Origin of the sequence: Plantactinospora solaniradicis, assembly GCF_042658085.1 — a bacterium.
GTDB lineage: Bacteria > Actinomycetota > Actinomycetes > Mycobacteriales > Micromonosporaceae > Plantactinospora > Plantactinospora solaniradicis.
The window spans coordinates 161118-176364 of record NZ_JBHSPR010000032.1 but is presented as its reverse complement, the minus strand read 5'-3'; the positions used below and the strand labels follow the sequence as shown (position 1 = coordinate 176364).

At 72.8% G+C, this 15247-nt stretch carries 9 protein-coding genes; 4 read left to right on the top strand and 5 right to left on the bottom strand.

The window, feature by feature from the left end; genetic code table 11:
- Nucleotides 1–55 precede the first annotated feature (55 nt).
- The gene (gltB, locus tag ACFP2T_RS29620; RefSeq protein ID WP_465264279.1) at nt 56–4792 is read left to right on the top strand and encodes a glutamate synthase large subunit; all 4737 of its coding nucleotides are present in this window, start codon (nt 56–58) and stop codon (nt 4790–4792) included.
- Nucleotides 4785–6269, top strand: coding sequence for a glutamate synthase subunit beta (locus ACFP2T_RS29615; protein ID WP_377427373.1), 1485 nt, complete (start codon nt 4785–4787; stop codon nt 6267–6269). The genes gltB and ACFP2T_RS29615 overlap by 8 nt, the downstream gene beginning before the upstream one ends.
- Nucleotides 6270–6321: 52 nt before the next feature.
- On the opposite strand, the gene ACFP2T_RS29610 is transcribed toward ACFP2T_RS29615, so the two are convergent.
- The 3 genes from ACFP2T_RS29610 to ACFP2T_RS29600 all read right to left on the bottom strand — a co-directional run bounded on the left by ACFP2T_RS29610 (nt 6322) and on the right by ACFP2T_RS29600 (nt 9033).
- On the bottom strand, nt 6322–6972 hold the full coding sequence (locus ACFP2T_RS29610) for a LysE family translocator (RefSeq protein ID WP_377427371.1): 651 nt from the start codon (nt 6970–6972) through the stop codon (nt 6322–6324).
- A 127-nt stretch (nt 6973–7099) separates the two neighbouring features.
- Nucleotides 7100–7828, bottom strand: a complete 729-nt coding sequence (locus ACFP2T_RS29605; RefSeq protein ID WP_377427368.1) for an MBL fold metallo-hydrolase — start codon at nt 7826–7828, stop codon at nt 7100–7102.
- Between the two features lie 2 nt (nt 7829–7830).
- On the bottom strand, nt 7831–9033 hold the full coding sequence (locus ACFP2T_RS29600; protein ID WP_377427366.1) for an RNA-guided endonuclease InsQ/TnpB family protein: 1203 nt from the start codon (nt 9031–9033) through the stop codon (nt 7831–7833).
- Nucleotides 9034–9336: 303 nt separating this feature from the next.
- Here ACFP2T_RS29600 and ACFP2T_RS29595 point away from each other — a divergent pair, with 303 nt between their 5' ends.
- Nucleotides 9337–10407 carry a Gfo/Idh/MocA family oxidoreductase gene (locus tag ACFP2T_RS29595; protein WP_377427364.1) on the top strand — a complete coding sequence of 357 codons (1071 nt, stop codon included), beginning with the start codon at nt 9337–9339 and terminating at the stop codon, nt 10405–10407.
- Nucleotides 10408–10431: 24 nt separating this feature from the next.
- Here ACFP2T_RS29595 and ACFP2T_RS29590 read toward each other — a convergent pair whose 3' ends face one another.
- Nucleotides 10432–10986, bottom strand: a complete 555-nt coding sequence (locus ACFP2T_RS29590) for a hypothetical protein (RefSeq protein WP_377427362.1) — start codon at nt 10984–10986, stop codon at nt 10432–10434.
- A 116-nt stretch (nt 10987–11102) separates the two neighbouring features.
- Between ACFP2T_RS29590 and ACFP2T_RS29585 the strand changes: the two genes are divergently transcribed.
- On the top strand, nt 11103–14384 hold the full coding sequence (locus ACFP2T_RS29585; protein ID WP_377427360.1) for an AfsR/SARP family transcriptional regulator: 3282 nt from the start codon (nt 11103–11105) through the stop codon (nt 14382–14384).
- Here ACFP2T_RS29585 and ACFP2T_RS29580 read toward each other — a convergent pair.
- Nucleotides 14304–15095 carry a class I SAM-dependent methyltransferase gene (locus ACFP2T_RS29580; RefSeq protein WP_465264278.1) on the bottom strand — a complete coding sequence of 264 codons (792 nt, stop codon included), beginning with the start codon at nt 15093–15095 and terminating at the stop codon, nt 14304–14306. The genes ACFP2T_RS29585 and ACFP2T_RS29580 overlap by 81 nt on opposite strands.
- Nucleotides 15096–15247: the final 152 nt, after the last annotated feature.

Genomic DNA, 15247 nt, shown 5'->3' with positions numbered 1-15247 from the left:
GGGTGCCGACCTCGAGTCGACGGGCGGCGGTCGCGTCCCGGAGTACCCGGCTCGGTTGGCGGGAACGCCGGAGCCGCAGGGGCTCTACGACCCGGGCATGGAGCGGGACGCCTGCGGGGTGGCGTTCGTGGCGGACCTGCACGGTCGCCGCTCGCACGACGTGGTCGCGAAGGGCCTCGCCGCGCTGTGCCGGCTGGACCACCGGGGAGCCCGGGGCGCGGAGCAGAACACCGGCGACGGCGCCGGGATCATGCTCCAGGTGCCGGACGCGTTCCTGCGGGCCGTGGTCGACTTCCCGTTGCCGCCGGCCGGGCAGTACGCCACCGGCCTGGTCTTCCTGCCCACCGACCCGGCTGACGAGGCGCGGGCCCGGACGGTGCTGGAGAAGTACGCCCTGGTCGAGGGCGCGGAGATTCTCGGTTGGCGGGACGTACCGGTCAGGCCGGACGACCTCGGTGAAACCGCACTGGCCGCCCGGCCCCGGATCCGGCAGGTCTTCCTGGCCGCCGACCGGCTGACCGACTCGACGGCCGGTCCGGCCGGCACCGCGCTGACCGGCCTCGACCTGGACCGGGTGGCGTTCTGCGTCCGCAAGCAGGCCGAACGGGAGACCGCCGAGCGGGGGGTGTCGGCGTACTTCCCGTCGCTGTCCAGCCGGACCATGGTCTACAAGGGCATGCTCACCCCGGACCAGCTTCCGGAGTTCTTCCCGGACCTGACCGACCCCCGGATGACCAGCGCGATCGCCCTGGTGCACTCGCGGTTCTCCACCAACACCTTCCCGTCCTGGCCGCTGGCCCACCCGTACCGGTTCATCGCGCACAACGGCGAGATCAACACGATCCGGGGCAACAAGAACTGGATGCAGGCCCGCGAGGCCCTACTGGCCAGCCCCGACATCCCCGGCAACCTGAAGCGGCTCTTCCCGATCTGCACCCCGGCCGCCTCCGACTCGGCCAACTTCGACGAGGTCCTGGAGCTGCTGCACCTCGCCGGGCGCAGCCTGCCGCACGCGGTGCTGATGATGATCCCCGAGGCGTGGGAGAACGACCCGGACATGGCGCAGGCGAAGCGGGCCTTCTACCGCTTCCACGCCAGCCTCATGGAGCCGTGGGACGGGCCGGCGTCGGTCGCCTTCACCGACGGCTCGCTGGTCGGCGCCGTACTCGACCGCAACGGACTGCGGCCGGGCCGCTGGTGGCTCACCGCAGGTGGCCTGGTGGTGCTGGGCAGCGAGGCCGGCGTACTCGACCTCGACCCGGCGAGCGTGGTGGCCAAGGGGCGGCTGCAACCCGGCCGGATGTTCCTGGTCGACACCGCCGCCGGGCGGATCGTCCTCGACGACGAGATCAAGTCCGAGCTGGCCGCCGAGCAGCCGTACGACGACTGGCTGCACGCCGGCCTGATCGACCTGGCCGACCTGCCGCCGCGCCGGCACATCGTCTACACCCACCACTCCGTGCGGCGCCGGCAGCAGACCTTCGGCTACACCGAGGAGGAGCTGAAGATCCTGCTCGGCCCGATGGCCCGGGCCGGCGCCGAACCGGTCGGCTCGATGGGCACCGACACCCCGATCTCGCCGCTGTCCACCCGGCCCCGGCTGCTCTACGACTACTTCCACCAGCTCTTCGCCCAGGTGACCAACCCGCCGCTGGACGCCATCCGGGAAGAGCTGGTGACCAGCCTCCAGGCCACCATCGGGCCGGAGGGAAACCTGCTCGACCCGACCCCGGCGAGCTGCCGGCAGATCGTGCTTCCCTACCCGGTGATCGACAACGACGAGCTGGCCAAGATCCTCTCCGTCGACGAGGACGGCGACCTGCCCGGCTTCAAGGCGGTCCGGGTCTCCGGGCTCTACCGGATCCGGGACGGCGCGGCCGGGATGAAGGCCCGGCTGACCGAGATCTGCCGGCACGTCTCCGAGGCGATCGAGGACGGGGTACGCATCCTGGTCCTGTCCGACCGCGACTCCACCGCCGACCTGGCGCCGATCCCGTCGCTGCTGCTCACCGCCGCCGTGCACCAGCACCTGGTCCGGGAGCAGACCCGGACCCAGGTGGCGCTGATCGTGGAGTCCGGTGACTGCCGCGAGGTGCACCACACGGCCCTGCTGATCGGCTACGGCGCCGCCGCCGTCAACCCGTACCTGGCCTTCGAGTCGGTCGAGGACCTCATCAACACGGGCGCGCTGACCGGGATCGAGCCGGCGAAGGCGGTCCGCAACTACGTCAAGGCGCTCGGCAAGGGCGTACTCAAGATCATGTCGAAGATGGGCATCTCCACCGTCTCCTCGTACTGCGGTGCCCAGGTCTTCGAGGCGGTCGGCCTGGACAACCGGCTGGTGCAGCGCTACTTCGCCGGCACGGCGGGCAAGATCGGCGGCATCGGGCTGGCCGAGATCCACGCCGAGGTCGCCGCCCGGCACACCCGGGCGTACGCCGAGAACACCGGAGCGCTCAACCACCGGCCGCTGGAGGTCGGCGGCGAGTACCAGTGGCGCCGCGAGGGCGAACTGCACCTGTTCAACCCGGAGACGGTCTTCCTGCTCCAGCACGCCACCCGCTCCCGGCAGTACGACGTCTTCCGGGAGTACACCGCCAAGGTCGACGACCTGGCCAAGCAGGCCGGCTCGCTGCGCGGGCTGTTCACCCTCCGCACCGGAGTACGCGAGCCCGTCCCACTCGACGAGGTGGAGCCGGCCAGCGAGATCGTGCGGCGGTTCGCCACCGGCGCCATGTCGTACGGGTCGATCTCGGCCGAGGCGCACGAGACCCTGGCCGTCGCGATGAACCGCCTCGGCGGCAAGTCGAACACCGGCGAGGGCGGCGAGGACGTCGAGCGGCTCTACGACCCGTCCCGACGCTCGGCGGTGAAGCAGGTCGCCAGCGGCCGGTTCGGGGTGACCAGCGAATACCTGGTCAACGCCGACGACATCCAGATCAAGATGGCCCAGGGCGCCAAGCCCGGCGAGGGCGGCCAGCTCCCCGGCAACAAGGTCTGGCCGTGGATCGCCCGGACCCGGCACGCCACCCCGGGAGTCGGACTGATCTCTCCGCCCCCGCACCACGACATCTACTCGATCGAGGACCTGGCGCAGCTCGTCCACGACCTGAAGAGCGTCAACCCGGCGGCCCGGGTGCACGTCAAGCTGGTCAGCGAGATCGGTGTCGGCACCGTCGCGGCCGGGGTCGCCAAGCTCAAGGCCGACGTCATCCTGATCTCCGGACACGACGGCGGCACCGGCGCCTCGCCGCTGAACTCGCTCAAGCACGCCGGCACGCCGTGGGAGCTGGGTCTGGCGGAGGCGCAGCAGACGCTGCTGCTCAACAGGCTCCGCGACCGGGTCACCGTGCAGGTGGACGGCCAGCTCAAGACCGGCCGGGACATCGTGGTCGCGGCGCTGCTCGGCGCCGAGGAGTACGGCTTCGCCACCGCCCCGCTGATCGTCGCCGGCTGCGTCATGATGCGGGTCTGCCACCTGGACACCTGCCCGGTCGGCATCGCCACCCAGAACCCGGTGCTGCGCGAGCGCTTCACCGGACGCCCCGAGTTCGTGGAGAACTTCTTCCTCTTCCTCGCCGAGGAGGTCCGGGGCTACCTCGCCGAGCTGGGCTTCCGCTCGCTCCAGGAGGCGATCGGCGCGACCGAGCTGCTCGACTTCGCCCCCGCCCTGGACCACTGGAAGGCACACGGGCTGGACCTGCGGCCCGTGCTCCACGTGCCGGAGCTGCCGGCCGGTGCCGCCCGCCGGGGCGTACGGGCCCAGGACCACGGGCTGGACCGGTCCCTGGACAACGAACTGCTCGCCCTCGCCGCACCGGTGCTGGCCGGCGACGCGGACTCCGCATCGGGTACCCGGGTCCGGGCCGCGGTGACGGTCCGCAACGAACACCGCAGCGTCGGCGCGATGCTCGGTGGCGTCGTCACCCGGCGTTTCGGCGGGGCCGGCCTGCCGGCCGACACCATCGAGTTCGACCTCACCGGCACCGCCGGCCAGTCCTTCGGCGCCTTCCTGCCCAGCGGCGTGACGCTGCGGCTGGCCGGCGACGCCAACGACTACGTCGGCAAGGGGCTGTCCGGCGGGCGGATCGTGGTCCGCCCCGACCCGGCCGCGCCGTTCGCCGGTGGGCTGGACACCCCAGCCGGACCGAACGGCCGGGCCGAGGACCAGATCATCGCCGGCAACACCATCCTGTACGGGGCCACCGGCGGCGAACTGTTCCTGCGTGGCCGGGTCGGCGAGCGCTTCGCCGTCCGCAACTCCGGCGCGGTGACCGTCGTCGAGGGGGTGGGTGACCACGGCTGCGAGTACATGACCGGCGGCACGGTGGTGGTGCTCGGCGGGACCGGGCGGAACTTCGCCGCCGGCATGTCCGGCGGTACGGCGTTCGTGTGGCAACTCGACCGCCGCCGGGTCAACACCGAACTGGTGGACCTGGCGCCGCTGACCGACGACGAGCGCGTCGGCCTGCACGACCTGGTGCAGCGGCACTTCGCCGAGACCGACTCGTCCGTCGCGGAGGCGCTGCTCAAGCGCTGGCCGGAGGCGGTGGAGGAGTTCACCGCGGTGGTACCCCGCGACTACAAGCGGGTCCGGGAAATCATGCGGATCGCCGAGGCGGAGGGGCGCGACGTCGACGAGGCGGTGATGACCGCCCTGGCGGTGCCGGCCGCACCGCCGGCCGTACCCGTGCAGCCGGCGTCCGTCGCCGCCCCGGTCGCCCCGCCCGCGTCCCCCGCCCGACCGGTCACTCCCGGTTCGCGGCCCTCCCAGGAGGTGGCTCGTGCCTGACCCGAACGGTTTCCTCCGCTACGACCGGAAGCTACCGGCCCGCCGCCCGGTGCCGGTACGGATCTCCGACTGGCGCGAGGTGTACCCGTCCGCGGACGAGCCCCTGATCCGTGAGCAGGCCACCCGGTGCATGGACTGCGGCATCCCGTTCTGCCACGACGGCTGCCCGCTCGGCAACCGCATTCCGGACTGGAACGACCTGGTCCGGACCGGCAACTGGGCGACCGCCATCGAGTCGCTGCACGCCACCAACAACTTCCCGGAGTTCACCGGGCGGCTCTGCCCGGCGCCCTGCGAGGCGGCCTGCGTACTGGGCATCGCCGGAGGGGCGCCGGTCACCATCAAGCAGGTCGAGGTCGAGATCGTCAACCGGGCCTTCGACCTGGACCTGGTGACCCCGCAGGAGGTGCCGGCGCCGTCCGGCAAGCGGGTCGCGGTGGTCGGCTCCGGCCCGGCCGGACTCGCCGCCGCGCAGCAGCTCGTCCGGGCCGGTCACGCGGTGACGGTGTACGAGCGGGACGACGCGATCGGCGGCCTGCTCCGGTACGGCATCCCCGACTTCAAGCTGGAGAAGGAACACATCGACCGGCGGCTGGCCCAGCTCACCGCCGAGGGCGTGCAGTTCCGGACCGGCGTGAACGTCGGCGTCGGCGTCACCGCCGAGCAGCTCCGGGCCGAGCACGACGCGGTGCTGCTGGCCTGCGGTGCCCTCGCCGGACGCGACACCCCGCAGACCCCGGGTCGGCCGCTGCGCGGCGTACACCAGGCGATGGAACACCTGGTGGCGTCGAACCGGCTGGTGAACGGTCGGGAGTCGTCGACGCCGATCGACGCCGCCGGCAAGCACGTGGTCATCATCGGCGGCGGCGACACGGCGGCCGACTGCCTGGGCGTGGCGCACCGGCAGGGCGCGGCCGGCGTACACCAGCTCGACCTGTACCCGCGACCGCCGCACGAGCGCGACGAGGAGCGGGACCCGTGGCCGACCTGGCCGTGGATCCTGCGGGAGTACCCGGCGCACGAGGAGGGTGGCGAGCGGGTCTTCGCGGTCGCGGTGCAGGAGTTCGTGGACGACGGCACCGGCCAGGTGCGCGCGGTCCGGATCGCCGAGGTCACCGTCGAGAAGCGGGACGGCCAGCGCTTCCTGACCGTGCTGCCCGGCTCGGAGCGGGAACTGCCGGCCGACCTCGTGCTGCTCGCCATCGGTTTCGAAGGCACCGAGGAGCAGCCGCTGCTCGACCAGCTCGGTGTGGTCCGCAATCGGCGCGGTGCGATCGACTCGGACGCCGAGTGGCAGGCCGGTACGCCGGGCGTCTTCGTCGCCGGAGACATGCACCGGGGCGCCTCGCTGATCGTCTGGGCGATTGCCGAGGGCCGGGCCGCCGCCGCCGCGATCGACCGTTACCTGGGCGGGCCGGGGCAGCTACCGGCCCCGGTGACGCCGTCCGCACAGCCGTTGGCAGTACCGGCACGCTGACCCTGGCGGTACCGGAATGCCGACCGGGCGGCGGCGTGCGGGCCGGGTCGGGTCAGCGGGTCTGGGCCGCCACCCGGAGACCGAGGGCGATCAGCACCGTGCCGCTGAGCGCGTCCAGGCGACGGCGTACCACCGGTCGGCGGAACCAGGCGCCGGCCCGGCCGACCGCCGCCGCGAGCGTGAGGTAGAGGACGATCTCGATGGCGACCTGGAGCAGGGCGAGGAGGGCGGTCGTGGCGAACAGCGGCCGGTCCGCGGGTACGAACTGGGGATAGAACGCGATCATGAACGCGGCGGCCTTGGGGTTCGCCAGCATCACCACCGCGCCCTCGCCGAACGCCTTCCACCAGCCCCTCGTCGATTCGGGCGGAAGCTGCTCGTCGAGGTTCTCCGCCGGCCCGACCCGCCGACTCCGCCACGCGGACCGCAGGGCCTTCCCGCCCAGATACAGCAGGAATCCCGCGCCGACGACGCGAAGGACCAGGAAGGCGACCTCCGAGGCGGCCACCAGGGCGGCCAGCCCGGCGGCGGCGAACAACGCCCAGAGGTAGAGGCCGGCCTCCAGCCCCAGCACTGTCGGCACCGCACCGGAGAACCCCCGGAGCGCGGCACGACGCATGATCAACGCCATCGCGGGCCCCGGCGAGGCCGAGATCAGTACGACGGCAACCGCGAACGCCGGCAGCGAAGCAACAAGATCCACCTCGACAGCATCCCCCTGCCGCCCTGATCCCTCAACACCATTGCGCCCGCCCTAGCTCGCAGCCCGCCGCGAGCTGGGGCCGCGCCGAGGTCCTCGCGCGTCCCCCGTGCGGGCGTCGCTGGCTGGATCACACGTCGGTGTTGAGCCCGGGGGTGGCTATCGCTATCTCGCCGTCGTACTCCGCACCGGCCCTTGCCCTGGCCAGTTCGACGTCGGAACCGGGCCATAGGTGCGTGAGCAGGAGGCGTCCCACGGCGGCTTGCCGGGCTTGCCGGCCGGCCTGGTCGGCGCTTGTCAGGTGTTCCCGTGAGTCGGCCGGAACCTCGTCCGCATGGGTGGCCTCGGCCAGGAACAGGTCGGCGCCCCGCGCCAGTTCCACCACCTCGGGGCTGGGGCCGGTATCACCGGTGTAGGCCAGGATCCGGCCGCCCTGCTCGAGCCGAAGGCCGGCGTTGGGCGTGAAGTGCGGCAGCATGCGGGTCCACGCAAAGAAGGGGCCGATGTCGAAGTGGTCGCCGGCGTTGAACTCGCGCAGATCGTAGGCGCTGTCGAGCGTTTGCGGCCGGTCGAGCGCGAGGACGGCGTCCAGGGCGCCCGGAAGGGCGTACACAGGCAGCGGTGCCGAGGGATCGTCCCGCATGGCTCTGGCGCGCAGCAGGGGATTGAGGTCCGCGCAGTGGTCGGGATGCCCGTGCGTGACGAACACGGCGTCGACCTCGTCGGGTGTCATGAGATCGAGCAGTCGAGGCATCGTCGCGTAACCCGGATCCACCAGAAGCCTGAACCCGTCGTGCTCGATGACGTAACCGCTGCATGCCTGGTTCGCGGTCGGCCAGCCGCCGCAGCCACCGAGCACCGTTAGTCGCATCCACCGAACCTAGTGCGGTGTCCACTAACGTTCACCGGGTTTCCGGTGGTGTTGTGGATCCTCGCCTGTTGGGCGAGCGACTCCCCACCGGGTGGTGGGGCGGGCCACCGCTGGCCAACCGACCCTCGCGTCGCCCTGGTGCAGGGTGGGCGGCGGGGGTCACGTCGGGACCGACCGGCGCCGGGTAGGTGCCGGCCGGCTCGACGGTGCGTAACCACTCCCGGCAGCACCACAGCCGCCGCGTCTGGTGGGGTGGTGGGTCCGCCGCCCGCCGTGCGGGTGGCGATGATGGCCGCCGCGACCAGGTCGCGGTGCCCAGAACATGAACAGTGTGGGCAGGTGAAGACCCGTCCGGATGGTTTCCGGACCGGCCGGGCGCAGGTCGGGCAGGTCGAGGACGTGCCCCGTTCGTTCACCAACTCGACCGTGATGCCGGCCAGCGCGGCCTTGTCCCGCAGGAGGTGGATGAGGCGGCCGATCTGCCACTGCCGCAGCCGCAGGTTGTGCCGCCGCCCCGCCGGGAGGTCGAGAACACCACGCGGGTCACCGACCCGCAGACGACCGATCCGTTGTTCGACGGCCCAGCCGATCACGGTCTTCGCCGCCTCGTGCTGCGCCTGCCGCACCCGACGCCGATGCCGGACCTCAACCAGCCGGGCCTGACGCCGGTACAGCCGCCACCGCCGCGAACCCCGCTCACCCCGACCCGGCGCCCGGTCGGCTACCGCCCGGCGACGCCGCTTCGTGTCGGCCAGGTGCATTCGGTGTTCGGCGCGGATCGCCCGCCCGGACACCAGCAACGCCTGCCGATCCGGGCCGGCGACCGCGTACGGATGGATCATCCCCAGATCAACCCCCGCCGTCCGCGACGGATCCGGACCAACACCGGCCGGATAGGACGCGACAGGGACCTCAGCGGTCACGTCGAGATACAGCCGGCCCGCCTCGAACAGGAGGGTGACGGACCTGACCTGGTCGACCGGGTAGGGCAGGTCCCGACCCAACCGCAGCCACAACGGCGCCGATCCTTTCGCGGTCGGGATCCGGATCCGGCGGCCCTCGATGGTGAAGGTGCCGTGATACCAACGGACCGGCATCAGGAACCGGCGACGTCTCGGGAACCGGGCCGAGGGGTCGCCGTCTTTGCGGCGTTTCGCCGCCGCAAACCACGCGTCGGAGAACCGCCGCAACACCGACCGGCGGAGGCAGGCACACCCAGGCTGTCCAACATCTGGATGATCGCCCCGGCAGCCACACCCTCCGGGAGGTAGCCGAGGGGACGGCGCCGCACCGCACGTACGCGGATCCCGTTTCCTCCACCAGTTCTCACCGGGCCGTAAGCGTGAACCAGGGCGGCCCGTTCGCCACGGCGGCGGACCTGGCCGGTACCGGCTCCGGTGCGTCCCCGGGTCCGGTCGGCCCGCCGAGTGGGACGAGCGTCACCCCGACGCCGCGTAACGCCGTCGCCGACTGGTCAGGGGGCTTAAATAGGCGTCATGCGCAACGCCTCCTCCGCCGAACTACGGGTCGGCATCCTCGGATACGGCATCGGCGGGCAGCGCTTCCACGCCCCACTGGTGGATGCCACTTCCGGCCTCTCGGTCGCGATGATCGTCACCGGCAACCCGGAACGTGCCCAGCGGGCCCGAGCCGGGTACCCGCAGGCGGAGGTCGTACCCACCGCCGACGAGCTGTTCGACCGAGTCGACTCGCTCGACCTGGTGGTGGTCAGCACCCCGAACCGGACCCACGTGCCGCTCGCGCTGCGGGCCATCGAGGCGGGTACGCCGGTGGTGGTGGACAAGCCGTTCGCGCCCACCTCAGCCGAGGCCGAGCAGGTGGTCCGGGCGGCCGAGCAGGCGGGCGTGGGGCTGACCGTGTTCCAGAACCGCCGGCTCGACTCGGACTTCCTGACCGTGCGCAAGGTGCTCACCTCCGGCCGGCTGGGCAGCGTGTTCCGGTTCGAGTCCCGGTACGACCGCTGGGTGCCGAAGCCGAAGGAGAACTGGCGCGAGTTCGGTGACCCCGCCGAGGCCGGCGGCCTGCTGTACGACCTCGGCGCGCACATCGTCGACCAGGCCCTGCAGTTGTTCGGCCCGGTGACCGAGGTCTACGCGGAGCTGGATCGGCGACGTGCCGCAGTGGCGGTCGACGACGACAGTTTCGTCGCACTGCGGCACGCCGGTGGGGTGCGCTCGCACCTGTGGGCCTCGGCCCTGGCCGGCACCCGTAACCCGCGCTTCCGGGTTCTCGGCGACCGTGCCACGTTCACCAAGTACGGGCTCGACGTCCAGGAGCCCCAGGTGATCGCCGGAATGCGTCCCGGCGCCCCGGGCTGGGGAGTCGAGCCGGAGTCCGACGCCGGCCTACTGGGCGTCAACGACGAGCTGGAGCGGATCCCCACCGAACGGGGCCGCTACGAGCGGTTCTACGCCGAGGTACGCGACGCGCTGCGTGGCGAGGGCGATTTCCCGGTCGATCCGGCCAGCGCCGTACAGACGCTACGGGTCATCGAGGCGGCCCGTACCGCGGCCGCCGAACGCCGGGTCGTCACCTTGACCGCCTGAAACCGCAGCCCCTCGTACGCCGTCCTAGTCGCGGGTGAGTCCTGGCGGGAGGGCGTCCTCGTCGGGTCCGACCGGACGGGCGTTGACCAGCGGATTGCGGTGCAGGGCGGCGATCAGGGCAGCGGGGCCGCCGATGTCGGTCCAGGTGTCGTCCCAGAGGGCGGAGACGAGCCAGGAGCGATCCGCGGGGAAGATCAGATCGGGCAACGATCCATCGCCCCGCATGTGACCGGTCCGCCAGCTGAGGGCCTGCTCGGGTCCGGCTTCGACCAGCAGGTAGGGCCAGTCCCAGTAGAGGGACAGCTTCGGCGCGGCGGGGAAGACGACGTCGTGGGCGCCGGTGTCGAGATAGCCCAGCCACCAGGGCTGGTCCGGGGTGTGCGCGGCGAGTTCGTCGACCACGGCGCGTTCATGGACCTCGAAACTCACGGCGTCGGGCGGGTGGAAGGTGGCGTAGGCGTCGAAGACCGGCGGGATCGCCGTCGTGACCGACCGGCCGTGCGAGGTCTGGCCGGCGATCCAGGCGACGTCGCTGGCCGTGCCGATCCGCCAGCTTCGCCCGTCCCTGGTGACGTCCATGAAGCCCATCAAAGCACCCGCGTGGCGCACCGTCGGCCCTCGGCGCGTCGGGGCGTCGGCGGGCTCCACCCGTACGCTGGCCGGGAGGCTGTGGACCGGCGCGGCGGGAGGTTCTGGTGCGGATCGGGCTGCTCGGGCCGCTGGTCGTCGTCGGTGACGACGGCCGGACCGTCGACGTCAAGGGCGACCGGCTGCGCCGGCTGCTGATCCGGCTCGCCCTGGACGCCGGCCACCTGGTGAGCGCCGACGCCCTGATCGACGCCGTTTGGGGCGAGACCCGCTCGGCGGGTGCGGCGAACGCGTTGCAGACCCTGGTGTTCCGGTTGCGCCGGGTGCTACCGGAGCCGGCCCGACTCGGCGGCCGGTCCGGGGCCTATCGGCTCGATCTCGCGCCGGAGCAGCTCGACTCGGTCGAGTTCGAGCGGCTGACGGCGGCCGGCGGCGAGGCTGTCGCCGCCGGCGAGCCGGCGGTGGCGGCGAAGCTGCTGGACGAGGCCCTCGCGCTGTGGCGGGGACCGGCCTTCGCCGACGTGGCCGACGCCGACTTCGTCCAGGCTCCGGCGGCCCGACTCGCCGACCTGCGGCTGACCGCCGTCGAGGACCGGATAGAGGCGGATCTCCAGCGTGGCGGCGGTGCCGGCGCGGCCGCCCGGTGCGCCGAGCTGACCGCCGCGCATCCGCTGCGCGAGCGCCCGTACGGGCTGCTGATGCGGGCGCTGCGCGACGCGGGGCGACCGGGCGAGGCGCTGCGGGCGTACCAGGATCTGCGCCGGACCCTCGCCGAGGAGTTGGGCGTCGACCCGTCCGCCGAACTGGCGGCGCTGCACACCACGATCCTGCGCGCCGAAAGCGGTCCGCGCGGAAACCTGCGTGCGCCGCTGACCAGCTTCGTCGGCCGGGACGCGGACGTCGCCCGGCTGACCGGGCTGATCGAGGGGAATCGGCTGGTCACGCTGGTCGGGCCGGGCGGGGTCGGCAAGACCCGGCTGGCCACCGAGACCGCCCGGGCCAACGCCGGCCTGGCCCCCGACGGTGGGTGGCTGGTCGAGCTGGCTCCGGTACGCCAACCCGAGGAGGTGCCCCGGGCGTTGGCCGAGGCGCTGCGGTTGCGCATCACGTCGGTTCCCGGGGCCGGCGGTGACCTGTTGGGGCGCCTGCTGGAGGCGTTGGCGGACAAACGGATGCTGCTGGTGCTGGACAACTGCGAGCATCTCGTCGACGAGTGCGCCCGGATCGCCGACGCGCTGCTCGGCGGGTGTCCGGAGTTGCGGATCCTCGCCACCAGCCGGGAGCCGCTGGCCATCACCGGTGAGACGCTGTGCCCGGTCGCACCGCTGGGTACGCCGCCCGGCGCCGTCGAGCCCGCCCGCGCCCTGGACTTCCCGGCCGTACGCCTCTTCGCCGACCGGGCCGCCGCCGTACGGCCCGAGTTCGCGGTCACCCCGGCCACCGTGCCGGACGTGGTACGGATCTGCCGCCGGCTGGACGGGCTGCCGCTCGCGATCGAGCTGGCCACCGCGCGGCTGCGTACCCTGCCGGTGGACCAGATCGCGGCCCGGCTCGGCGACCGGTTCCGCCTGCTCACCGGGGGCAGTCGGGTCGCGCTGCCCCGGCACCGCACCCTGCGGGCGGTGGTCGAGTGGAGCTGGGGCCTGCTCGGCCGGGACGAGCAGCGGCTGGCCCGGTGGTTCTCGGTCTTCCTCGACGGCGCCACGATCGACACCGTCGAGGCGGTCTGCGCGGACACTCGCGTCGAGGCGGTCTGTGTGGACACTCGCGTCGAGGCGGTCCGCGCGGACACTCCGGCGGTGCTGGAGACCCTTGGCGGGCTCGTCGACAAGTCGCTGGTGACCTTCGTCGACGGTCGGTACCGGATGTTGGAGACCATCCGCGACTATGCCACCGAGCGGCTCGCCGACGCCGGCGAGGCCGACCGGGCCCGGACGGCGCACGCGGCGTACTTCCTTCGGCTCGCCGAGGTCGCGGACCCGGCGCTGCGCGGACCCGACCAGGTGTACTGGCTGGACCGGTTGGGCGCCGAGCGGGAGAATCTCACCGCCGCGCTCCGCTGGGCGGTCGACTCCGCCGACGCGTCGACGGCGGTACGGCTGGCCGCCGCGCTGTGCCGGTTCTGGTCGCTGCGCAGCGCGCACGACGAGGCGGCCACCTGGTTGGCGCAGTGTCTCGCCGTGCCGGGGACGACACCGTCCCGGCCCCGCGCCGTAGCGCTGGCGTACCACGCGCTGTTCCAGATCACGCCCGGCGACCTGACCGGCAGCCGGGCGGCGTTGACCGAGGCGGAGGCGCTGGACGGGCTCGCCGACCCGTTCGTGGCGCTGGCCGGGGCACTGTCGGCCGTGTACGTCGACGACGACCGGCTGGCCTGGTCCCGGCTGCCGCCGCTGCTGGAGCATTCCGACCCGTGGGCCCGGGCGATCGGGCTCGCGCTGCGCGGTTCGCTGCGGACGAAGCGCACCGGCACCAGCACCGGCACCGGCACCGACATCGACGCTGCGGAGCAGGACTACGCGGCTGCGCTGGCCGGGTTCCGCGAGATCGGCGACAGGTGGGGGATCGGCATCGCGGTCGCCGGGCTGGCCGACAGCAGCGCGCTGCGGGGCGACAACACCGCCGCGATCGGCTACCTGGAGGAGGCGCTGCGGCTCGCCACCGAGTTGGGTGCGCGGGACGACACCACCCACATGTCCTTCCGGCTGAGCCTGCTGCGCTGCCGGGCCGGCGACCTGGCCGGGGCGCGCGCCGACCTCGACCGGGCGGCCCACGAGGCGCACCTGGCGGGCTTTCCCGCCCGACAGGCACTGCTCGGCCTCGGCGAGGGGGAGCTGGCCCGACGCGGCGGTGACCTGGCCACGGCCGAGCGGGCGTACCGGGCTGCCGTCGAGGCGCTGACCGGCGGCGACCGCCCGGTGGTGCGGGCGGAGCTGCACGCGCCGGGGCTGCTCGGGCTGGCGCTGACCGCGACCGCCCGAGGGAACCTGGTCGCGGCCCGGGAACACGTCCGTGAACTGCTGGCGGTGGTGACACCCGGCCGGCACCGGCCCAGCCTGGCCAGTGCCGGCGAGGCGTTGGCGGCGATCGCGCTCGCCGGAGGCGATCCGGCCACGGCGGCGTACCTGCTCGGACTGGCCGAGGCGATCCGGGGCGTACCGGCGCTGGGAGACCCCGACGTCGCCGCCACGGTGGAGTCGGCCCGCGCCGCCCTCGGGCAGGGGTATCAGGCGGCCCACGCCGCGGGTGTGCGGGAACCGTTCGAGAAGGCGATCATGGTGCTGACGGAACGGATCGGGGCCCGGTCCTCACACCCGGCAGACGACCTCGCCGTGCAGGACGACGAACCACCCGGCTGCGGTGTCGGCCCACTCCCGCCAGCCCTGTGAGATGCGGCGTAGGTCGTCCTCGGTGGCCATCCGGGATGTCACCAACTGTCGGGCCAGGTCCGAGCGCAGGATCCGCTCCGCCCACATCCCACCCCACCACTGCCGGTCCGCCGAAGTGGCGAAGCACCAGGCACTCGCCGTCGCCGTCACGTCGGTGAACCCGGCGGCGTGGGCCCAGGACAGCAACCGCCGTCCGGCGTCCGGCTCGCCGCCGTTGGCCCTGGCGGCCCGCCGGTACAGGGTGAGCCATTCGTCCAGCTCGGGCACCTGCGGAAACCAGGTGAACCCCGCATAGTCGCTGTCGCGGACGGCGATCACACCGCCGGGCCGGCAGACCCGGCCCATCTCCCGCAGCGCCTGCACCGGATCGGCCACGTGCTGGACGACCTGGTGGGCATGGACCAGGTCGAACGTGTCATCGGGCAGGTCGAGTGCGTGGACGTCGGCGACCGCGAAGTCGATGTTCGCCTGACCGCGCGCGGCGGCCTCGGTCCGGGCCAGTTGCAGCGCGTCGTCCGTGATCTCCGTGGCGGTGACCCGTCCGGGGGCCACCCGGTTGGCCAGGTCGACCGTGATCGTGCCCGGCCCGCACCCGACGTCGAGCAGCGACATGCCCGGCGTGAGGTACGGCAACAGATAGCCGGCCGAGTTCTCGGCGGTACGCCAGCGGTGCGCCCGCAGCACGGATTCGTGATGCCCGTGGGTGTACACGTTCCGGGTGCCCGCCATCCCGTTCCTTCCGTCGGTCGCGTCCGGTGGCCAGCGTAGCCTCGTCCGCCCACTATCTGGAAAGATCATCCCGACATGTGAGAGAACACCGCCCGGGTCGACGACGCGATCACGATTCCGGGCGAGCGGGTGGC

Coding starts and splice junctions, on each gene's coding strand:
- ACFP2T_RS29595 (WP_377427364.1), top strand. CDS start 9,337: ATGCGCAACGCCTCCTCCGCCGAACTACGGGTCGGCATCCTCGGATAC.
- ACFP2T_RS29590 (WP_377427362.1), bottom strand. CDS start 10,986: ATGGACGTCACCAGGGACGGGCGAAGCTGGCGGATCGGCACGGCCAGC.